Below are 21,292 nucleotides of genomic sequence, written 5' to 3'. Positions count from 1 at the left end.
TGCCGTGCTGCGGCGGCGGGTCAGTCGGGCCGCCCGATGCCGAGCTGGGCGCTGCCTCCGCCGTCGACGGTGAGGGCGGAGCCGGTCATGTAGCTGGAGTCGGGCCCGGCGAGGAACGCGATGGTCGACGCCACGTCCTCGATCCGGGCGAAGTCGCGCATCGGCAGCTGCTTCTTGATGCCCTTGCCGCCCTTCTCGACCAGGCCGGCGACGAGGTCGGTTGGGGCGAAGCCGGGCAGTACGGAGTTGACCCGGATGCCGAAGCGGGCCAGCTCGACCGCGGCGGTGCGGGTGAAGGCGTTGATGGCGCCCTTCGACGCGGCGTAGTTGGACTGGCCGACCCATCCGCGCTCGCCCATCACCGACGAGACGTTGACCACGACGCCCTCGCGCTGCGACATGAAGTGCGACAGCGCCGCCTTGGTGCAGTTGAAGACCCCGCCGAAGTTGGTCTCCATGACCGAGCGCCAGTCGTCGGGCTCCATGTTGAAGATCAGCACGTCCTTGGCGACACCGGCGTTGTTCACCAGGATGTGCAGGCCGCCGAGCTCGGCGATGGTCCGTTCGACCATGGCGACGGCGTCGGCCGGGCTGGCGACGTCACCGGCGACCGCGATGGCCTTGCCGCCCGCGGCCTCGATCTCGGCCACGACCTCTTCCGCCTGCGGCCGGCTCGACCGGTAGTTGACCGCGACGTACGCGCCCTGTGCGGCCAGCAGGAGGCAGACGGCGCGGCCGATGCCCCGCGAGCCGCCGGTCACCAGCGCCACCTTGTTCGAGAGCTTCATCAGTCATCCCCTCGCGGGTAGGTTCAAGAAGGACGGGCCGCCCAGGTCGGGGACGGTGCCGGGGCTCCCGAGGTCGGCGGCCACCATGGCCGCGGTGGCCCGGCCCGACGTCAGAACCCGCAGCGACGACGTCCCCTCCTCGGCCCACTGCCCGGACAGGAACAGGCCGTCGACCGGGGTCCGGTGCGCCAGCCGCTTGCTCGCCGTCTGGGCCGGGATGTTCTCCCAGCCGTACGTGGCGCCACCGCTGCTGTTCGTGTAGCGGTGCAGGGTGTCCGGGGTGGCGACCTCGACGATCTCGAAGGCGTCGCGCAGCCCCGGGATCAGCGCGTCGACGTCGCGCAACATCCGGTCCGCGACATCGTCGCGCACCGCTCGCCACGACCCGTCGGCGCGCGCCGGCACCAGGCCGGTGACCACGCACAGGTGCACGCCGGGCGGCGCCAGCGACGGGTCCAGCAGCGTCGGCACACTCACCCAGATGCCGCCCGGCCGGCCGGCCTGCAGCTCGCTCCACGTCCGCTCGTGGTCCCAGCTGGGGAAGACGAAGCTCTCATGCACCAGGCCGAGGGCGTCCGGGTCGGCGTTGAGCACGCCGTAGAGCACGACGGCCGACGGCGACAGCTTGTAGCGGCCGATCCGCCGGCGCAGGCTCGGACCGGTCGCGTCCCATCCGACCAGCTCGCCGAAGGTGTGCTGCGGGTCGGCGTTCGACACCACGGCGCGGGCCGGCAGGACTGTGCCGCCCGCCACCTCGACGCCCGCGGCCCGGCCCTCGCGCAGGACGATCTTCGTCGCCGCGGCGCCGAGCAGCACGTCGCCGCCGTTCTCGACGACGGCAGCCGCCAGCGCGTCGACCACCGTCTGGAAGCTGCCGAGCGGGTAGTAGCAGCCGGCGTGCATCGTCTCGAGCATCTGGTTGAACAGCAGGAAGGACATCCGCGACGGCGGCGAGCCGACGTACGGCCAGATGCTGGCGACTGCCGCCGCCGTCCGCGAGTCGCGCAGGTACTCCTTCAGCACGTCCTCGACAGAGGACATCCGGTGCCGGAAGACCAGCGGCGCGGTGGCCATCGCCGCCTCCAGGCCGTCCGGGCCGACCTTCTGCGGCAGCGCCGCGAGCTGGGCGAAGATCGCCTGCCGCATCTCGAACAGCCGGGCCAGTCCATCGGAGTCGGCGGGGAACAGCTCCTGGTGCGAGCGCAGGAACGCGTCGCGGCCGGGCATGGCGTCGAAGGTCAGGTCCGGGAAGAACGAGCGGTAGGTGTGCTCCGACGCCACGAACCGCACCCGGTCGGCCACGCCGACGTGCTCGAGCAGCTTCGGCGTGAAGCCGCCGGGCCCGGCGTCCAGCGTGAAGTGGATGGCCGGGTCGAACACGTACTCACCGCGGCGGAACACCTGGGCGTAGCCGCCCGGGTGCTCGTTGCGCTCGACGACCGCGACGTGCAGGCCGGCTCGGGCCAGCAGCGCGGCGGCGGACAGGCCGCCCAGACCGCTGCCGATGACGACGACGTCGTAGCCGGTCATGCCGGCGCTTCCGCGGTCCAGTCGCAGGCGATGCCGGCGTAGATCCACTTGGTCGCCTCGACGCCGATGAGCAGCACCTTCTGGCCGGGCTTGACCATGCCGGTCCGCCACGCGTGGTCGAGAAAGAGCGGCACGGCCGCGCATCCGCACGCGCCGGTCTGGGCGAGGTCGTCGAAGATGCGGCCCTGCAGCGCCAGCCACTCGGGCGTCAGCAGCCCGGCCTCGTTCAGCGAGTCGAGCATCCAGCCGACGTTGCCCTCGGGGATGAGGCACCAGTCGGCGTCCTCGGCGGCCAGGTCCGCGGCGGCCAGGCTGTCGGCCAGCGCCTTCGTCACCATGACCGGGGTGAAGTCGCCGGCACCGACCACGTCGACGCGCAGGTCGACCATGCGCTTGGAGCGCTGCTGGGTGAGGATCGGCGCGTGCGTCCCGCCGCCGATCGCGTGGATCCCGGCCTTGCGCGAGCCGCCGATCGCCCGCGTCGTCCCCTGCCGCAGGCCCTCGCCCTCGCCCGCCCGGACGACGATCGCGCCCGCGCCGTCGCCGAACATGTAGAGCGGAACGCGGTCGCGCATCCGGATCTTCGCGGGCTCGGTCTTGAGGAACACCGGAGCCAGCGCGGGCGAGATCGCCTCGGAGCCGATGACCAGGGCGGTCGTGATGCGGCCCTGTTCGATCCACGTCCTGGCGATGTCGAGCGCCTGGACCGGCCCCGAGCCCGCCGACCGGAGCTCCATCGTGGCGCACTCCTCCAGGCCGAGCGCCTCCTGCACGAGGTTGGCCACCGGCGGCAGCGGGTAGTCGGGGGTCCCGGTCGCGACGATGATCAGCTCGACCTGCGCGGCCTCCAGCCCGGCGCTCTCCAGTGCCGAGCGGGCCGCCTTCACCGCCATCCCGGAGTTGCTGTCGAGGTGCTCGCCGGTGGCCGGGTCGATCATCCAGTACCGCTGCTGGATCGACACCCCGGCGAGGACGTCCTCCGGCAGCGGGCCGACGATCGACTCGATCATCGCGTTGTCGATCGGCTCGCCCGGCTGGTAGCCGCCGGTCCCGACGATCTGCGCCTTGGGCATGGGTCTCCCTTTCGTGGACGGTGTCATCCGGTGGTCACCGGCAGCAGGGCCGCGATCGCCTGGTCGGTGCGGCGGGCGTCCGCCGTCGAGTAGCTGGGCAGGTCCGGGTAGCTCCTGCGGCCCAGGCCGGACAGGACGCGGCCGGGGCCGACCTCGACGAAGGTCTCGACGCCGAGACCGACGATCGTCGTCAGGCTCTGCCGCCAGCGCACCGAGCCGGCCAGCTGCGCCCGCAACGCGGCCCGCGCCTCCTCGCCGGTCGTCACCGGGAGCGCGGTGGTGTTCGCCACCACCGTGACCGCCGGGTCGGCGAACTCGACCTCGGCCAGGTCGGCGGCGAACTCGTCCTCCACCGCCGACATCAGCGAGCAGTGGAACGGCGCTCCGACGTCGAGCCTGACGACCTTCGCGCCGGGGATCCGCTCGGCGCGCAGGCGCTCGCCGAACGCCTCGACGCCGGCGACCGTGCCCGACACCACCGTCTGGGTGTCGTCGTTGAAGTTGGCCACCTCGACGACCTCGCCACTGGCGTCGCGGGCGGCCGCGCACAGGTCCTCGACCTGCTCCGCCGCCGGCCCGATCACGGCCGCCATCGCGCCAGGTGTCGTCGCCTGCACGCCGGCCATCAGCAGGCCGCGCCGGCGGACCAGCGCCAGTGCGTCGAGCCAGTCCAGGACTCCGGCCGCGACCAGCGCGGTGTACTCGCCGAGGCTGTGACCGGCCACGACGTCGGGCCGCGGCACCTCGGCCGTCAGCACCTGGAACGCCGCCAGGCTCGTGACGAAAATGGCCGGCTGGGTGATCTCGGTGCTGCGCAGCCGCTCCTCGGGCCCGTTCCAGCACAGGTCTGACAGCTCGAAGCCGAGCGCCTCGTCCGCGGTGCGGAAGATCGGTTCGACGATCGCCGGGTACCGCTCGAGCAGGTCCCGTCCCATCCCGACGCGCTGCGAGCCCTGTCCGGGAAACACGAACGCGGTGCGACGGTCTCCGCCCGGGCCGTCGGCCGGTCGCGCACTGGTCATGAGATCTCCTCCGGATCGTGGCGGGACAGGAAGTCGGTGTGGACCTCGCCGGCGCGGAACACCGGGTGGCTCACCACCCAGCGGTGGAAGCCGATCGTGGTGTGGACGCCCGGGCCGGCGACCTCGAACTCGGCGAGGGCCCGATCGAGCCGGTCGATCGCCGCGTCGCGCGTGGGGCCCCACACGACGAGCTTGGCCAGCAGCGAGTCGTAGTACGGCGGGACGAGGTCGCCGGGCCGGCAGTGGGTGTCCACACGGGTCCACGGACCGGCGGCGGGCTGGAAGACCTCGAGCCGGCCCGGCGTCGGCGCGAAGTCCTGAGCCGGGTTCTCGGCGTTGATCCGGCACTCGATCGCGTGCCCGTCGAGCCGGACGTCCTCCTGCTTGACCGACAACGGACGGCCCGAGGCGACCGCGATCTGCTCGGCGATCAGGTCGATGCCGCTGAGCATCTCCGTCACCGGGTGCTCGACCTGGATCCGGGCGTTCATCTCCATGAACCAGAACCGGCCGTCGTCGTCGAGCAGGAACTCCATCGTGCCCGCGCCGCGATAGCCGATCGAGCGGGCGCCGGCCAGTGCCGCCGCACCGAGCTCGGCCCGCAGCTGCGGGCTCACGGCCGGCGACGGCGCCTCCTCCACGAGCTTCTGGTGCCGGCGCTGCACCGAGCAGTCCCGCTCCCCCAGGTGCACCGCCCCGCCGTGCTCGTCGCACAGCACCTGGATCTCGACGTGCCGGGCCCGGCGCAGGTACCGCTCGATGTACACATCGCGGTTGCGGAAGACGGCGAGGGCGGTCGCCCGGGTGGTCTGGTAGGCCCGCCGGAGGTCGTCGGCCCGGTCCACGACGGTGATGCCGCGGCCACCTCCGCCGGCGGCGGCCTTGATGACCAGCGGGTATCCGATCTCGTCGGCGATCTCGCGGGCCTGGTCGAAGGTGTGTACCGGGTCGAGGGTGCCCGGCAGCAGCGGCAGGCCGGCCTCGGTCATCAGCCGGCGGGCCACGGCCTTGTCGCCCATCGACTCCATGACCTCCGGCGGCGGTCCGACGAACGTGATGCCGTGGTCGGCGCAGATCTCCGCGAAGTACGGATCCTCGGAGAGGAATCCGTAGCCGGGGTGGATCGCGTCGGCTCCGGTCTTCAGAGCCGCCCCGATGATGTTCGGGATGTTGAGGTAGCTGGCGCCGGCCTGCGGCGGGCCGACGAGCACGGCCTCGTCCGCCAGCCGGACCGGCAGGCTGTCGCTGTCGGCCGCGGAGTGCACGGCGACGGTCCGGACGCCGAGCTCACGACAGGCCCGGATCACGCGCAGAGCGATCTCACCACGGTTGGCGATCAGCAGCTTCTCGAACACGTCATCTCACCGTCCCGTCGCTCAGTAGGTCTCGGGGGACAGCTCGACGAGGACCTCGTCGAACTCGACCATCTGGCCGTCCACCGGGCGGATGGCGACGACCCGGCCCGCGCGGTCGGCCTTGATCTCGTTCATCAGCTTCATCGCCTCGATGATCGCGACCGTCTGACCCGCCTCGACGCGGTCGCCGACCTCGACGAACGGGTCGGCGTCGGGCCCCGGGCAGCGGTAGAAGCAGCCGACCAGCGGCGCGCGCAACGCGTGGGTGTCCGGCCGCAGCTCGACCACCTCGCCGTCGAGCTCCTCGGCGGCGGCCGCCAGTACGGCCGGCTGGCCGTTCGCGACCGGCGCCCACTCCACCGCGATGGAGCAGTCGCCCGCGGACACCTCCACCCGGTGCACCCGCCCGGACAGCGAGTCGACCAGGGCGGCGGCCTCGACGCGCAGGTGACTGACCAGGCTCACCCGCTCGTCCGCCGCCGGGTCGTGGTCGTCGACGGGCGCCGCCGTCATGCCGCGCCCCTCCGGCCGGCGCCGATCGCGTCGTCGAGCTGACCGAACGCGCGGAACCGGCTGTAGCGATCCGCGACCAGCTCGTCCGGGCTCAGCCGCGACAGCTGGGCGAGCGCCGCGCCGAGGGCACGGGCGAGGTTGTCGGCCGTCGCCGACGGGTCGGTGTGTGCGCCACCGGCCGGTTCGTCGACGACGCCGTCGACGATGCCCAGGTCCAGCAGGTCCGGTGCGGTGAGCCGGAGCGCGGCCGCCGCCGTCGACGCCTTGGCCGCGGTGCCCCACAGGATCGTCGAGCAACCCTCGGGCGAGATCACCGAGTAGTAGCTGTTCTCGAGCATCAGCACCACGTTGCCCACCGCGAGAGCCAGCGCACCGCCGCTGCCGCCCTCGCCCGTCACCACGCTGACCACCGGCACCCGCAGCCGCGACATCGCGGCGATGCACTCGGCGATCGCGCCGCCCTGCCCGCGGGCCTCCGCCTGCAGGCCGGGATAGGCGCCCGCGGTGTCGACCAGGGTGAGCAGCGGCAGCCCGAACCGGTCGGCGTGCTGCATCAGCCGCATCGCCTTCCGGTAGCCCTCCGGGTGCGGCATGCCGAAGTTACGGCGCACCATCTCGGCGGTGTCGTGGCCCTTCTGGTGCCCGACGACCACCACGGCGCGGCCCTGGAACTGGGCGATCCCGCCCACGATCGCGGCATCGTCGGCGTGCGTGCGGTCGCCGTGCAGCTCGACGAAGTCGTCGCAGATCTGGGCGATGTAGTCGAGGGTGGTCGGACGGCCGACGTTGCGGGCCAGCGTGACCACCTCCCACGGGTCCACCGCGCCACGCTCGGGCTCCGGGTGCGCCGTCCGCTCCGGTGCGGCGCCCGCGTGGCCACCGCCGACGCTGTGCAGCGAGGACGCCGGGCGATGCGCGCGCAACAGCCGGGCCGTGGTCTCGCGGAGGTTCTGCCGCGGCACCACGATGTCGACCATGCCGTGCTCGAACAGGAACTCCGCGGTCTGGAAACCGGCCGGCAGCTCCTCGCGCACGGTCTGCCTGATCACCTGCGGCCCAGCGAAGCCGATGAGGCTGCCCGGCTCGGCCATGATGATGTCGCCGAGCGACGAGAACGAGGCCGTCGCGCCGCCGAACGTCGCGTCGGTGTTGAGGTTGATCACGAGGACGCCCGCCTCGCGCAGCTTGGCAATCTCCTGAGCGGTGCGGGCCAGCTGCATCAGCGACAGGCAGCCCTCCTGCATCCGGGCGCCGCCCGAGGCGGAGATGATCAGCAGCGGGAGCCGCCGCCGCAGGGCCTCCTCGGCCGCTACGACGAGCACGTCGCCCACGGCGGTGCCGATGCTGCCGCCCATGAAGGCGAAGTCGAGCGCGGCGACCACCAGCTGCTCACCACCGATGCGGGCCGTCCCGGCGACGACGGCCTCGGGCCGGCCGGTCTTGCGCCGGGCCGCCTCGAGCCGCTGCGGATAGGGCCGCGAGTCGACGAACCCGAGCGGGTCGGCATCGACGAACACCGGCGCGAACGGCGCCAGGGAGCCGGGGTCGAGCAACTGGGCGAGCCGTTCGTCGAGGGTCAGCCGCAGGTGATGCCCACATTCTGGACAGACTTTGCTGTTGCGGTCCAACCGCTTCGCGTACAGGTAGGTCGAGCAACTCGGACAGCGGCTCCACACCCTGCCGTCCGACGCAGTTTCCTTCACCGTCTCGGTCATCGCGCAGCACTTCCTTCTCAGCGGGGCACGCCGTGGCCGACACAAATAGGTTTTTGTGGCAACACGACGTCACTCATCGAATGCACGCCGGGGAGTCCGCATTCGGCGTCGCGGGGTGAAAAAAAGGCGTCCGGACTGGAACGGTGCCCACGCTCCAGGCCGACTTGCCGCCGGAATCGCTCGAGGATCCTCGCCGGTCCCGTGCGTCAGCGCACGGCCGGCAACGCGCGGCTACAGGTTGAGCTGGGCAAACACAACGACCCCCCACAGTTGCGACTGTCGTCACTCATCGACTGACAACTTCGCAAAATCGGTTGTTTGTCGGATTTGAGTTAACCCTGCCCCCGGGTGTGGCGTCAACAACCCTGACGGGGTGACTTGGGTTACATGTATATGACGTCGACTCGACATCCAGCTTGTTGACGGGTCACATTAATGCGGGGTTAAGTTCGCGTATTGGCGCTTTACTCTGTGGCGATGCCCTGGTAGCGAACGCGTCCATAAGTATGTCGACTCGGGACATATGGCACTATTATTCGCGTGCGGGACGACGATGGGCGGAAACTCGACCACAAGATGCTGGAATCGTTACGAATAACAGCGGTGCAACACGTGCGGGAGGGAGCACATCCAGAGGACGTCGCGAAGACTCTGGGGCTGCACCGCAAGACTGTCTACGGCTGGCTCGCCCGCTACCGCAAGGGCGGCACCGAGGCGCTGCGGGCGAAGCCGTTGCCCGGCCGCCCACCCAAGCTGTCGGAGCAGCAGCTGCGCCGGCTGTACTCGCTGATCGTCGACGGCGATCCACGACGGCAGCAGTTCGAGGTGGCGCTGTGGACCAAGCAGGTCGTCCGCGCGCTGATCCGGCGCGAGTTCGACGTGGCCCTGAGCATCGCGTCGGTCGGCCGGATGTTCTCGAAGCTGGGCCTGACACCCCGGCCGCCGTTGTCGCGGGCCGGCGATCACGATCCCGAGGCCCTGGCGCGGTGGAAGCGCGAAGAGCTCCCGGACGTCCGGGTCGCCGCCCAGGTCGTCGGCGGGACCCTCTACTTCTGCGACGACATCGCCCTCTGTCCGCATGGCGGCGGTGACGGGCCGGACGTGCACATGATCTGGGCAGCCACGACGAAGGGCGGCTTCTGGTTCGCGCTCTACGAGGGTGCGATGACCCCGGCGGCCTTCATCGACTTCTGCCGGCGGCTGCAGCACGACTCGCGGCGCCCGGCGTACGTCGTCGTGCACGGCGGGGCCGCGCAGCGCGCCACCGAGACCGAGCGGTTCGTAGCGTCGGCCGAGGGCCAGCTGCGGCTGTTCTTCCTGCCCGGCCGGGCAGGGGTCAGCGGGTCGGGTCCGAGCGCCACACCGCCAGCGCCGAGCGGAAGGCCGGCACCGGCAGGTAGCCGGACGATTCCGGGACAGCGCCGGCCAGCATAGCCAGCTCGTCACGCAGCGCGTGCACCTCGGCCTCGAGCTCGAGGATGCGCTTGATGCCGACGAGGTTGACGCCGTCCTCCTGGGACAGCCGCTGGACCTCGCGCAGCATCTCGACCTCGCGCAGCGAGTAGCGCCGGCCGCCGCCGGGGGTGCGCCGAGGCGACACCAACCCGAGGCGGTCGTACTGGCGCAGGGTCTGCGGGTGCATGCCGGCCATCTCGGCCGCCACGGAGATGACGTACAGCGGCTCGTCGTCGCTGACCAGCCGGGCGGCGCCGGACATCGCCACGATGAACCGTCCTCCGGCCTCCATGGTCATCCCTCCTTCGCCGCCAGACTCATCAGCTCGGCCCGGACGTCCTCTCCCGAGGTCGCCGTCTGGAACTCCTCGAGCGCCTGCTTGGCGTCGCCCTTGAGCGCCGGCGGCACCGTCACCTCGACGGTGACCAGCAGGTCGCCCCGGGTGCCGTCCTTGCGCGGTGCGCCCCGGCCGCGGACCCGGAAGGTGCGGCCGTTGGGCGTGCCCGGCGGCAGCTTCAGCGTGACGGCACTGCCGCCCAGCGTGGGCACCTTGATGTCGGCACCCAGCGCCGCCTCGGGGAACGTCACCGGGACCGTGACGGTGAGGTGCTCGCCGCGGCGGCCGAACACCGGGTGCGCACCCACGTGGATGATCACGTAGAGGTCGCCGGCCGGTCCGCCGCGCTCGCCCGGCACGCCCTTGCCGCGCAGCCGGATGCGCTGGCCGTCGACCACGCCGGCCGGGATGCGCACGTGCATGACCTTGCTCGTGGTGCCGCGGCCGGAGCCGTTGCACACCGGGCACGGGTCGTCGACGACCAGACCGCGGCCCCGGCAGTCCTTGCACGGCTCGGCCATGCCGAAGCCGCCGGAGTCGGTGTTGGTGAAGCCGGTGCCCGAGCAGGTCGGGCAGACCCGCGGGACGGTGCCGGCCCGCGCGCCGGTGCCGGCACACGCCGAACAGGCCGACGAGCTGGTCAGCTTCAACGGGATGGTCTTGCCCTCGACGGCCTCGCTGAACGTGACCGTCACCTCGCGCTCGACGTCGGCGCCGCGGCGCGCGCCGGTGGTCCGCGGCCGGTTGCGCTGGCCGAAGATGCCACCGAACACGTCGCCGATGCCGCCGCTGCCGCTGCCGGAGAACAGGTCGCCGAGGTCGAAGTTGAACGACCCGCCACCCCCGCCCGCCGGCGTGCGGATGCCGCTGCCGAACAGCGTGCGCGCCTCGTCGTACTGCTTGCGCTTGGCGGGGTCGGACAGCACGGAGTACGCCTCGGAGACGTCCTTGAAGCGTTCCTCCGCCGCCTTGTCGTCCTTGTTGCGGTCGGGGTGGAGCTCGCGAGCAAGGGTGCGGTAGGCCTTCTTGACCGTGGCCGCGTCGGCGTCCTTCGCGACGCCGAGGATCTTGTAGTAGTCCTTCTCGATCCAGTCCTTCGTGCTCACGGGCTCACCCCTCCTCTCCGTCTGTGGAACGTCAGCTCTGGTCGTCCTTATTCTCCGCCGGTTCGTCCGCCGCCGGCGACTCGGCGGGAGTCTCCGGCAGCGCCTCCGTCGGCTCGGCCACCGCGACCCGCGCGGGCCGGATGACCCGCTCGCCGATGCGGTACCCCGGCTGCAGGATCTGCGTGGCCGTGGGCACCTCGACGTCGTCGGCGTAACCGTGCATGAGCGCCTCGTGGATCATCGGGTCGAAGGCGTCGCCCGGCTCGCCGTAGCGGACCAGGCCGGCCTTCGTCGTGACCGACTCCAGCGCCTCGCCGACCGATCGGAACGCGCCGGTGAGGTCGCCGTGCTCGCGGGCCCGGCCGATGTCGTCGAGCACGCCGAGCAGCTCGGCGAGCACCTCGGCCTTGGCCGCCTCGCGGTTGGCCTCGCGGTCGCGCTCGACCCGGCGGCGGTAGTTGACGTACTCGGCCTGCAGCCGCCGCAGGTCGTCGAGCCGCTCAGCCGCCTCGGAGCGGGCCGCGGCCAGCTCCTCGTCGGACGCGGCCGCCGCTGCGCCCGACGCGGGAGCCGAGGCCCCCGCGTCGGTGCCGTCGCCGGTCTCGGGCACGCGCGCCTCGCCGGTCTCGGGATCGATGCGGCGCCGGTCGCGGACGACGGGCTTCAGCTCTTCGGGGTCCTCGAGACCCTCGGGTCGCTGCGCATCGGTCACTTGGTGTCCTTCTCGTCGTCGACGATCTCGGCCTCGACGACGTCCTCCTCGGCGGTGTCGCTCGTGGTCGAGGACGACGCGTCGTCGCCGTCGGCGCCGGCGGCGCCGGCCTGGGCGCCCTCGGCGTCGCCGGACGGGGCCTGGGCGGTGGCGTAGATGGCCGCGCCGAGCGCCTGGAACGCCGTCTGCAGCCGCTCGGTGGCCGACTTGATGGCCGCCTCGTCATTGCCCTCGAGCGCCTTCTTGGCCTCGGCGAGGGCGGTGTCGACGTCGTCGCGGACCTCCTGGGAGAGGGTGCCGACCTTCTCGGTGTTGTCGGCGAGGAACTTCTCCGTCTGGTAGACCAGCGACTCGGCCTGGTTGCGGTTCTCGGCGGCCTCGCGGCGCTTGGCGTCCTCCTCGGCGTACTGCTCGGCCTCGCGGACCATGCGCTCGATGTCGTCCTTGGGCAGCGACGACCCGCCGGTGATGGTCATGGACTGCTCGCGGCCGGTGCCGAGGTCCTTGGCGGACACGTGCACGATGCCGTTGGCGTCGATGTCGAACGTGACCTCGATCTGCGGGACGCCGCGCGGCGCCGGCGGCAGGCCGGTGAGGTCGAACGTGCCGAGCTTCTTGTTGTACGCCGCGATCTCGCGCTCGCCCTGGTAGACCTGGATGCCCACCGTCGGCTGGTTGTCGTCGGCCGTGGTGAAGATCTCCGAGCGCTTCGTCGGGATGGTCGTGTTGCGCTCGATCAGCTTCGTCATGACGCCGCCCTTGGTCTCGATGCCAAGGGACAGCGGGGTGACGTCGAGCAGCAGGACGTCCTTGACCTCGCCCTTCAGGACACCGGCCTGGAGGCTGGCGCCGACGGCGACGACCTCGTCCGGGTTGACGCCCTTGTTGGGCTCCTTGCCGCCGGTCAGCTCCTTCACGAGGTCGACGACGGCGGGCATGCGGGTGGAGCCGCCGACCAGGACCACGTGGTCGATCTGGTCGACGGAGATGCCGGCGTCACGGACGACGTTCTGGAACGGCGACTTGGTGCGGGCCAGCAGGTCGGCCGTCATCTGCTCGAACTGCGCGCGCGAGAGGGTCTCGTCGACGTGGACGGGGTTCTTCTCGGGGTCCTGGGCGATGTACGGCAGCGAGATGGACGTCTGGGTGCTGGACGACAGCTCGATCTTCGCCCGCTCGGCGGCCTCGCGGACGCGCTGCATGGCGATCTTGTCCTTGGAGAGGTCGATGCCGTGCGCGGACTTGACCTGGCCGATCAGCCACTCGGCGACCTTCTGGTCCCAGTCGTCACCACCGAGGTGGTTGTCGCCGCTGGTGGCCTTGACCTCGACGACGCCCTCGCCGATCTCGAGGAGGGACACGTCGAAGGTGCCGCCGCCGAGGTCGAAGACGAGGATGGTCTGGTCGTGCTCGCCCTTGTCGAGGCCGTACGCGAGCGCGGCCGCCGTGGGCTCGTTGACGATGCGCAGGACGTTGAGGCCCGCGATCTCGCCGGCCTCCTTGGTGGCCTGGCGCTGGGAGTCGTTGAAGTACGCCGGCACGGTGACCACGGCGTCGGTGATGGTCTCGCCCAGGTACGCCTCGGCGTCGCGCTTCAGCTTCTGCAGGACGAACGCCGAGATCTGCTGCGGCGTGAAGTTCTTGTCGTCGATCTTCTGCGACCAGTCGGTGCCCATGTGCCGCTTGACCGAGCGGATGGTGCGGTCGACGTTGGTGACGGCCTGGCGCTTGGCCACCTCACCGACCAGGACCTCGCCGTTCTTGGCGAAGGCCACGACGGACGGGGTGGTGCGCGACCCCTCGGCGTTGGCGATGACGGTGGCCTCGCCACCTTCGAGAACGGCCACGACGGAGTTTGTCGTGCCCAGGTCGATGCCGACGGCTCGAGCCATGGCAGTTACCTCCAGTGTGTTTCTCAGCAGTGTTGAGTCAGTATCGCTCAACTATAACCTTGAGCCCGGGTGGCTCAACTTCACTCCCCGCACAACGAGCGACCGGCTCTGAGGATTCCCTCAGTTTCTCCGCGTACGCTGGCGGCCATGTTCCCGGAGTTCCAGGACGACGACGCACCCCGCCGCACGGACCTGCGCACGAAAATCGTGGCCGCGGTGCTCATCCTCTGCCTCGTCGCCGGCGTCGCGCCGTTCCTCGCCGCGTTGTTCTTCTAGACACGATGGCCGTTCAGGAGGACGCCCGCCCCGTCGCGGTGCGCAGCCGGCTGCTGGGCGTCGACGCGGCCCGCGGCATCGCGCTGCTGGGCATGATGTCGGTGCACATCCTGCCCGCGATGGGCGACGACGGCGGCGCGACGGTCTCGCGGCTGATCGCCAGCGGCCGGTCGTCGGCGCTGTTCGCGCTGCTGGCCGGTGTCGGCCTGGCGCTGGCCACCGGCGGGCGCACGCCACCGCGGGGGCGCCCGCTGGCGGCGGCCGGCGTCGGCGTCGCCCTGCGGGCCCTGGTGATCTTCCTGGTCGGCCTGTGCCTCGGCGCGTTCGACTCCGGCGTGGCGGTCATCCTGGCCTACTACGGGGTGCTGTTCCTGCTGGCCATCCCGTTCCTCGGGCTCGGGCCGCGCCTCCTGATCCCGCTTGGCCTCGTCTGGGCCGTCGGCGCGCCGCTGCTGAATCACTACTGGCGCATCGGCGAGCCGCTGGCGTCGTACGACAGCCCCAGCTTCGAGTCGCTCGAGCACCCGGTGGACCTGCTGCGCGAGGTACTGGTCACCGGCTACTACCCGGTGTTCCCCTGGCTGGCCTACGTGCTCGTCGGCCTGGGCATCGGCCGGCTGGCGCTGTCGTCGACCCGGGTCGCGACGGCGCTACTGGCCGGCGGCGCCGCGCTGGCGGTGGCCGCCTGGGTGACGTCGACCATGCTGCTCGACAACGGCGGGCTGGAGCACCTGGTCACCGCCGGACTGGGCGGGCACCCGGCCAGCCCGTTCGACTTCACCGCCGCGGTGAACAACACCTCCTTCTACGGCACCACGCCGGCGACCAGCTGGTGGTGGCTGATCGTCGCGTCGCCGCACTCCGCGACGCCGTTCGACCTGCTGCACACCATCGGCACCGGCGCGGCGGTGCTCGGGCTGATGCTGTTGCTCGCGTCGCGCGTCCGGCTCCTGGTCTGGCCGCTGGCGGCGATCGGCGGCATGACGTTCACGCTCTACACCCTGCACGTCGTGCTGCTGTCCGGGCCGATCCAGGGCCACGACCTGTCCACCTACCTGGTGCACGTCGCGATCATGTTCGCCGTCGCGATGCCGTGGCGGGCGTTCATCGGCCGCGGCCCGCTGGAGGCTGTGGCGGCCTCCATGGGCCGCGCCGGGCGCGAGTCCGTGCTGTCACCGTCGTCGCGGCGACAGCTCTGACAGGTCGACCGCGTCGGCCATGGCCTGGTAGCCGGCGTCGCCCGGGTGCAGGTGGTCGCCGGAGTCGTACTCGGCGCGCATCCGCAGCGGCTCCTCCGGGTCGCGCAGGACGGCGTCGAAGTCGAGCACCGCGTCGAACGCGCCGGACTCGCGGATCCACTCGTTGACGGCGGACCGCACGGCCTCGCGCTCCGGCGTCCACGAGCCCCAGCCCTGGAACGGCCCGATGGTCGCGCCGACCGCCCGCATGCCCTGGTCGTGGGCGCGCTGGATGATCTGCTCGTACGCCGCGATCAGCCGCTGCGGGTCGTACTGCGAGTTCGGCTGCTGGATGTCGTTGACGCCCTCGAAGACGACGACGGTGCCGGCGCCGGTCTGCGTCAGCGCGTCGCGGTCGAACCGGGCCAGCGCGTTGTCGCCCTGGCCGGGGCTGTTGGCGTCGAGCAGCAGCCGGTTGCCGCCGATGCCGGCGTTGAGCACACCGAACCGCAGCGGCCGCGGCTGCTCGAGCATGCGGTCGGCGAGGTAGTCGGGCCAGCGCCGGTTCGCGTCGCGGGTCGAGCCGGCGCCGTCGGTGATCGAGTCGCCCAGGAACACCACCGCGCTCGGCGCCGCGCCGCGCACGTCCAGCCCGTCGAGGAACCAGAACGAGGACGTGGCCTGCGGGAACGACGACACCGACGGCGCGGTGGTCTGGTCGCCGGTCGCGACCCAGCCGGTCGAGTACGCCGCCGAGTGGTACGTCGCCGGGCCGGTCGGGCCGGGCACGTACAGGCTGACGAGGACGTCGCTGTCGTCGGCGATCCGCAGCACGACGGGGTCGGAGACCAGCTCGGCGCCCGCCGGGATCGTCACGCCGGCATCGCCGGAGAACGTCACCGGCCGCAGTGTCGCCGGGTCGACGTCGCCGGGCGCCGCGCCCGGCAGCCCGAGCGTCGCCGCCTGGACGACCAGCGGCTGCGTCCCGTACACGTTGGTCACCCGCAGCCGGACCTGCGAGCCGCCCACCGACACGTGCAGCCGCTGGCGCAGCGTGGTGTCGGTGAACCCGGTCAGCGCCTGGCCGTTCTGCGGCCGGGCCACCGCGGTGGCCCAGGTGCCCACCCAGTCGCCGGTCGCGGCGGGCGCGACGGCGGTCTGGTCCGGGTTCGGCGGGACGGTGCCGGCGGACGGCGCGGCGGTCGTGGCAGTCGTCGCGCCGGCCACGAGCACGGCGCCCGCGGCGGCCGCGGCCAGTGGCCCGGCCCAGCGTCGGAGGGAGGTCGGCAGCGAACGGGACAGCGGCATCGGCGTCTCCTCGGGTCGGCCGCGCCCGGCAGGGGGTGGCCGGGCGCGGCACTCGTGACGCTAGATCCGGGCGCCGGCGACCCGCCAGGAGCGATGCGGCGAACGGCCGGCCCGGTGCGGCAAGCGGTTTCCGAGCCGTCAGCCCTCGCCCGCCAGCCGCAGGACGGCGACGCCGCGGGGCGGCAGCGCGACCCGGCCGTCCGCCGGCGCCGGTCCGACCAGCGCCGTCGCGGCGGGCACCGGGACGGACGCCGCCGAACCGCCGTGGTTGAGCAGGAACGCGTACCGCCCGGAGTCGTTCGCCCGCACCGTCGCCTGCACGCCGGCCGGCAGACCGGGCAGCACCGGCGCCACACCGGCGTCGGCCAGGACCCGGCCGACCAGCGCGTCCATGGCGTCGTCGGCGAGCCGGGTGCCGGCGTACCAGGCGACGCCGGCGCCGTGGCCGTTGCGGGTGACCGCAGGCCTGCCGGCCAGCTCGGACGAGGCGAACGTCGCGACGACCTCGGCGCCGTCCGGCTGGATGACCTCGGACCAGACGGTGGCCGGCGTGACGGTGCCGGCCAGCTCGACGTCGACGGTGCCGGCGTCGTCCAGCGGCCAGAACTCCTCGATGCGCAGGCCGAGGACGTCGCGGAACGGCGCCGGGTAGCCGCCCAGGTGCACGCGGTCGTACTCGTCGACGATGCCGGAGAAGAACGACATCAGCAGGTGCCCGCCGCCCTCGACGTAGGCCGTCAGCCGGGCCGCGTCGGCCTCGGACACCAGGTAGAGATTGGGCACCACGACCAGCTTGTAGGCGGACAGGTCGCGCGACGGCGACACGACATCGACGGCCACCGACCGCGCGAACAGCGGCGCGTAGTGCGCCGTGACCGCGTCGAACTGCTCCAGCACCGCCGGGTGCGAGCTGCGCTGCAACCCCCACCAGCTGCGCCAGTCCATGACCAGCGCGACGTCGGCCGTGCTGCGCCCGCCTGCGACGTCGGCGGCCGCGCCCAGCTCAGTGCCCAGCTCGCGGACCTCGCGGAAGGTCCGGGTGTGCTCGCCGCCGTGCGGGACCATCGCCGAGTGGAACTTCTCCGCGCCGCCGCGTGACTGCCGCCACTGGAAGTACAGGACGGCGTCGGCGCCCTGCGCCACGGCCTGCCACGACCACAGCCGCATCAGGCCGGGCGGCTTCGGGCTGTTGCGCTGCCGCCAGTTCACCGCACTGGGCGCCTGCTCCATCAGCATCCACGGCTGACCGTGCCGCAGCGACCGCATGAGGTCGTAGCCGAAGCCGGCGAGCACGTGCGCGTCCGGCTCGTACGGGTCGGGGTAGGAGTCGTAGCTGACGACGTCCTGGTGCGGCGCCCAGGCGAACGGGTCGGTGCCGCGCGGCATCGGGATGAGGTTCGTCGTCACCGGGACGTCCGGCGTGATCCGGTTGACGATCTCCTTCTCCATCAGGAAGCAGGCGAGCAGCGCGTCGGAGCCGAACTCGGTGAAGTCGATCTCCTGCGCCGGGTTCGGGATGGTGGGAGCGGACCGCGGCGGCAGCACCTCGTCGAACGACGAGTACCGCTGCGACCAGAAGGTGGTGGACCACGCCTCGTTCAGCCCGTCGACGTCGCCGTAGCGGTCGCGCAGCCACACCCGGAAGTCCGCCGCCGACACGTCGCACCAGCAGCGCGACACGTGGCAGCCGTACTCGTTGCCGATGTGCCACTCGGCGATCGCCGGATGGTCGCCGTAGCGCTGCGCCAGCCGCTCGACCAGGTCGGCCGCATAGCGCCGGTAGACCGGGCTGGACGGGCAGTAGTGCTGCCGTGCGCCGGGCCACAGCGTGGTGCCGTCGGCGGTGACGGGCAGCGTCTCCGGGTGCAGCCGGGCCAGCCACGGGGGCGGCGACGCGGTCATCGTCGCCAGCCCGACGGCGACGCCGGCGCCGGCCAGGGTGTCGAGGACGCGGTCGAACCGGCCGAAGTCGAACCGATCAGGCTCGGGCTGAACGACCGCCCAGGAGAAGATGCCGACGCTGACCATGGTCACGCCGGCCGCCTTCATCAGCCGGACGTCGTCGGCCCATACCTCCTCGGGCCACTGCTCGGGGTTGTAGTCACCGCCGAAGGCGATGCCGGTGATCTTCGCATGCCAGGGTCGTGGGCTCACTGCTCGTTCGCTCCCTCGCCGACGGCCGTCCGTCCCGAAATGGTCGCAGCCCGCGGGGAATCCACGGAAAACGGCCCCAATTTACGCCTTCGTTATCGAGCCAGTCAATGGCGTCTTGTGTTCCGTCATGAGCATTGACCGGCCCGATTGCCGCCACTAGTGTGTGTGACACTCTTCGCCCAAATCGTCCGGCGAGTGTCACAGTGAGCGCCGCCCCGCCGGGCACGACTCACGGAGGCCCCATGTCAGTGAAACGCGCCCTGACGGGTGCGGCCGCAGCCACCCTCGCCGCAACAGTGCTGGTCGTCGTGCCAGGCGAGCGAGGATCAAGCACCGCGGATGCCGCTGCTGACGACATACCCACGCCCACGGAATTCTTCGGATTCGCCATGGGCACCACCGGAAAGCTCGCGCCTTTCGAGCAGATCAAGGACTACTTCGAACTGGTCGCCGAGGAATCGGACAGCGTCGAGTACGAAGTCGTGGGCACGACCACGATGGGCAACGAATACCCGATCATGCGGGTGAGCTCCGCGGAGAACCTCGCCCGGATCGACGAGATCCTGGCCGCCAACGAGCGGCTGGCCGACCCGCGGGCGGACCTGAGCGAGAGCGAGGCCCGCGCGCTGGCCGAGCAGAGCGTCCCGGTCTACTACCTCGAGGCGACGCTGCACTCCGTCGAGGTCGGCAACCTGCCGGCGCTGGTCGACGTGATCCACCGGCTGTCGACCGAGCGGTCGGAGTACGTCCAGAACATCCTCGACAACCTGGTGATCCTGGTGGTGCCGTCGGCGAACCCGGACGGCCAGCACCTGATGGTCGACTACTTCAACGAGACCGAGGGAACGAGCTACGCGCGCACGTACCCGGACCTGTACCACAAGTACACCGGGCACGACAACAACCGCGACTGGATCTTCCACACCCAAGTGGAATCGCGCATTCGGCTGCAGCTGGAGCAGCAGTACCGGCCGGTGTTCCTGCATCTCATGCACCAGTCCGGCACCAACAGCCCGCGCATGTGGGTACCACCGTTCGACGAGCCGCTCGGGCCGAACGTCGACTCCATCGCGATCTCCGCGTCCAACGCCGTCGGGGCCGAGGTCGCGAACGCCGCGGCGGAGGCCGGGCTGACCGGCGTGAGCAGCGACGACGCGTACGGCATCTTCTGGAACGCCGACGTGTTCGGCACCGGCCCGCACCGCGGGGCGTCGCTGTTCCTCCACGAGCTCGCCGCCGCGCGCGACCTTGCGCTGCCGTACTCGAATCCCGACGGCACCCCGCCCGGCGCCACCGACCGCACGATGCGCACGTTCGACCCGTACACCGGGCCGACATGGACGTTGGAGCAGATCGTCGAGTACGCGACGCTGTCGATGTACACCGCGCTGGACACGGTGGCCGAGGACGCCGACGACTGGCTGTTCAACAACCTCTACCAGCTCAACCGGAAGAACATGGAGCCCGACGGCGGCCCCGAGACGTACCTCGTTCCGGCCGGCCAGCGTGACCCCTTCGCCGTCAAGCAGCTGGTCGAGATCTTCGACCTCGCCGGCGTCGAGGTCGACCGCGCGCTGTCGACGGTACGGGTGGACCGGACGACGTACCCGGCGGGCACGCTGCTGATCCAGTCGCAGCAGCCGATGGGCAGCTGGGTCGACCAGGTGCTCGAGGTGGACCAGTACCCCGACGAGGCGCGCAAGTGCGCCGCCTGCCCGCTGATCATGCCGTACAGCGAGACCACCGACAATCTCGGCATGCTGCTCGGCCTGACGGTGCAGCCGGTGGACGACGCACGGGTGGCCCGCACCGAGCGGATCACCGCCGAGGACGTCACCGCGCCGGCGGTACCGAACCCGCCGGCGAACGGCGCCTACCTGGTGCGGCCGACGTCGTACGGGCTGACGCACGCGATCGCCCGGCTGCAGGAGGACGGCGTCCCGGTGTTCCGGGCGGCGGCGGCCTTCCAGGCCGGGAACGCGGCGTACGAGCCCGGCACGCTGATCGTCCCGGCGACGGCGGCCGCGCGTGCCACGCTGACCGAGGTGTCGCAGCTCACCGCGCTGCCGGTGACGACGGCGCCGCAGGTGCCCGCGGTGAACGCGCTGGAGCTGAAGCCGAACACCAAGATCGGCCTGATCCGCGGCGCGAACAACATGCCGGGCGGCTGGCTGATGTGGCTGGCCGACACCTACGGCCTGAACTACGAGGTGGTCGAGGCCGACGACTACGCGAACCTCGCGCAGTTCGACACCATCCTCGTCGCGCCGGGCATCACCAAGGCCCGCATCGTCACCGGTCTCAACCCGGCGGTGGTCCAGGAGGAGTTCCACTGGGCCCGCGGCGTCGGCGAGGCCGGCTGGCAGGCGCTGGCGACGTGGGTGCGCGATGGCGGCAACCTGGTGGCCGTCGGCGCGGCGGCGGAGACGGCACGCGAGCTGCTGGCGCTGCCGATCACCAACGCCACCCCCGCCGACCGGGCGGCGTTCAACGCACCGGGCACGCTGCTCAATGCGCAGTTCGACCCGGCCGTCCCGGCTACGTGGGGCATGCCGGCGAACTGGCCGGTCTGGTACTACAACAGCCCGGCGTACCGGGTGACGGCCGGCTCCGGCGCCACCGTCGGCGCGACGTACCCGACCTCTGGCGAGCTGCTGGCCAGCGGGTACGCACACGGCCAGGCGGCGCTGAGCGGCCTGGCGAACGTCGTGACCGTGCCGGTCGGCGCCGGTGAGGCGACCGTGGCGAGCGCGGACATCACGTTCCGCAGCTGGCCGCGGGCGGCGTGGACGATCGTGTCCAACGCGCTGTACAACGGCCCCGGCACCGCGGTGCCGGCGGCCGAGCTGGCGGCCCGGGTCACCGGCCGCTAGGCGCT

General features: G+C 71.7%; 17 protein-coding genes. 4 read left to right on the top strand and 13 right to left on the bottom strand.

Annotation, left to right across the window (positions count from 1 at the left end):
- Positions 1–20: 20 nt before the first annotated feature.
- From BLV05_RS07235 to BLV05_RS07205, 7 genes are read right to left on the bottom strand one after another with little or no spacing between them, the layout of a single operon-like run.
- Positions 21–788, bottom strand: a complete 768-nt coding sequence (locus tag BLV05_RS07235; RefSeq protein WP_046767841.1) for a 3-oxoacyl-ACP reductase family protein — start codon at positions 786–788, stop codon at positions 21–23.
- A 3-nt stretch (positions 789–791) separates the two neighbouring features.
- Positions 792–2,318: a phytoene desaturase family protein gene (locus BLV05_RS07230; RefSeq protein WP_046767840.1), complete on the bottom strand. Its 1,527-nt coding sequence runs from the start codon at positions 2,316–2,318 to the stop codon at positions 792–794.
- Positions 2,315–3,391: a 3-oxoacyl-ACP synthase III family protein gene (locus tag BLV05_RS07225; protein WP_046767839.1), complete on the bottom strand. Its 1,077-nt coding sequence runs from the start codon at positions 3,389–3,391 to the stop codon at positions 2,315–2,317. Before BLV05_RS07225 ends, BLV05_RS07230 begins: the two co-directional genes overlap by 4 nt.
- A gap of 23 nt (positions 3,392–3,414) precedes the next feature.
- A complete protein-coding gene (fabD, locus tag BLV05_RS07220) occupies positions 3,415–4,413 on the bottom strand; it encodes an ACP S-malonyltransferase (protein ID WP_046767838.1) in 999 nt (332 codons plus the stop codon).
- Positions 4,410–5,768, bottom strand: a complete 1,359-nt coding sequence (gene accC / locus BLV05_RS07215) for an acetyl-CoA carboxylase biotin carboxylase subunit (protein WP_046767837.1) — start codon at positions 5,766–5,768, stop codon at positions 4,410–4,412. Before accC ends, fabD begins: the two co-directional genes overlap by 4 nt.
- A gap of 21 nt (positions 5,769–5,789) precedes the next feature.
- On the bottom strand, positions 5,790–6,281 hold the full coding sequence (locus BLV05_RS07210; RefSeq protein WP_052762293.1) for an acetyl-CoA carboxylase biotin carboxyl carrier protein: 492 nt from the start codon (positions 6,279–6,281) through the stop codon (positions 5,790–5,792).
- Complete coding sequence (locus tag BLV05_RS07205; RefSeq protein ID WP_046767836.1) at positions 6,278–7,996, bottom strand: acetyl-CoA carboxylase carboxyl transferase subunit; 1,719 nt, start codon at positions 7,994–7,996, stop codon at positions 6,278–6,280. Before BLV05_RS07205 ends, BLV05_RS07210 begins: the two co-directional genes overlap by 4 nt.
- A 576-nt stretch (positions 7,997–8,572) precedes the next feature.
- Between BLV05_RS07205 and BLV05_RS07200 the strand changes: the two genes are divergently transcribed.
- Positions 8,573–9,430, top strand: coding sequence for a helix-turn-helix domain-containing protein (locus BLV05_RS07200; protein WP_267884854.1), 858 nt, complete (start codon positions 8,573–8,575; stop codon positions 9,428–9,430).
- Here the strand turns inward: BLV05_RS07200 and BLV05_RS07195 are convergent.
- Genes BLV05_RS07195 through dnaK form a run of 4 tightly spaced genes read right to left on the bottom strand, consistent with a single transcriptional unit; the run spans position 9,333 to position 13,498 of the window.
- Positions 9,333–9,749: a heat shock protein transcriptional repressor HspR gene (locus BLV05_RS07195; RefSeq protein ID WP_152690654.1), complete on the bottom strand. Its 417-nt coding sequence runs from the start codon at positions 9,747–9,749 to the stop codon at positions 9,333–9,335. The two genes, BLV05_RS07200 and BLV05_RS07195, sit on opposite strands and share 98 nt — an antisense overlap.
- Positions 9,746–10,894 (bottom strand): molecular chaperone DnaJ, encoded by a 1,149-nt coding sequence (gene dnaJ, locus BLV05_RS07190; protein ID WP_046767835.1) that lies wholly within the window; start codon positions 10,892–10,894, stop codon positions 9,746–9,748. Before dnaJ ends, BLV05_RS07195 begins: the two co-directional genes overlap by 4 nt.
- Positions 10,895–10,925: 31 nt before the next feature.
- Complete coding sequence (grpE, locus tag BLV05_RS07185) at positions 10,926–11,606, bottom strand: nucleotide exchange factor GrpE (RefSeq protein ID WP_046767834.1); 681 nt, start codon at positions 11,604–11,606, stop codon at positions 10,926–10,928.
- Positions 11,603–13,498 carry a molecular chaperone DnaK gene (gene dnaK / locus BLV05_RS07180; RefSeq protein WP_046767833.1) on the bottom strand — a complete coding sequence of 632 codons (1,896 nt, stop codon included), beginning with the start codon at positions 13,496–13,498 and terminating at the stop codon, positions 11,603–11,605. The genes grpE and dnaK overlap by 4 nt, the downstream gene beginning before the upstream one ends.
- 147 nt (positions 13,499–13,645) lie before the next feature.
- Here dnaK and BLV05_RS38145 point away from each other — a divergent pair, with 147 nt between their 5' ends.
- Positions 13,646–13,774, top strand: a complete 129-nt coding sequence (locus tag BLV05_RS38145; protein WP_267884848.1) for a hypothetical protein — start codon at positions 13,646–13,648, stop codon at positions 13,772–13,774.
- A 5-nt stretch (positions 13,775–13,779) separates the two neighbouring features.
- Positions 13,780–14,973: a heparan-alpha-glucosaminide N-acetyltransferase domain-containing protein gene (locus BLV05_RS07175; RefSeq protein WP_046767832.1), complete on the top strand. Its 1,194-nt coding sequence runs from the start codon at positions 13,780–13,782 to the stop codon at positions 14,971–14,973.
- Here BLV05_RS07175 and BLV05_RS07170 read toward each other — a convergent pair.
- Both BLV05_RS07170 and BLV05_RS07165 read right to left on the bottom strand, forming a co-directional pair.
- Positions 14,947–16,260: an SGNH/GDSL hydrolase family protein gene (locus tag BLV05_RS07170; RefSeq protein WP_052762291.1), complete on the bottom strand. Its 1,314-nt coding sequence runs from the start codon at positions 16,258–16,260 to the stop codon at positions 14,947–14,949. The genes BLV05_RS07175 and BLV05_RS07170 overlap by 27 nt on opposite strands.
- A 138-nt stretch (positions 16,261–16,398) precedes the next feature.
- Entirely contained in the window at positions 16,399–18,414 is a 2,016-nt protein-coding gene (locus tag BLV05_RS07165) for a beta-galactosidase (RefSeq protein WP_046767831.1), read from the bottom strand.
- Positions 18,415–18,803: 389 nt separating this feature from the next.
- Between BLV05_RS07165 and BLV05_RS07160 the strand changes: the two genes are divergently transcribed.
- Positions 18,804–21,287: a M14 family zinc carboxypeptidase gene (locus BLV05_RS07160; protein ID WP_046767830.1), complete on the top strand. Its 2,484-nt coding sequence runs from the start codon at positions 18,804–18,806 to the stop codon at positions 21,285–21,287.
- Positions 21,288–21,292: the final 5 nt, after the last annotated feature.

Origin of the sequence: Jiangella alkaliphila (assembly GCF_900105925.1) — a bacterium.
In the GTDB taxonomy this organism is placed as follows: domain Bacteria; phylum Actinomycetota; class Actinomycetes; order Jiangellales; family Jiangellaceae; genus Jiangella; species Jiangella alkaliphila.
Note: the sequence above shows the minus strand (reverse complement) of the source record. Positions and strands in the feature narration are given on the sequence as shown.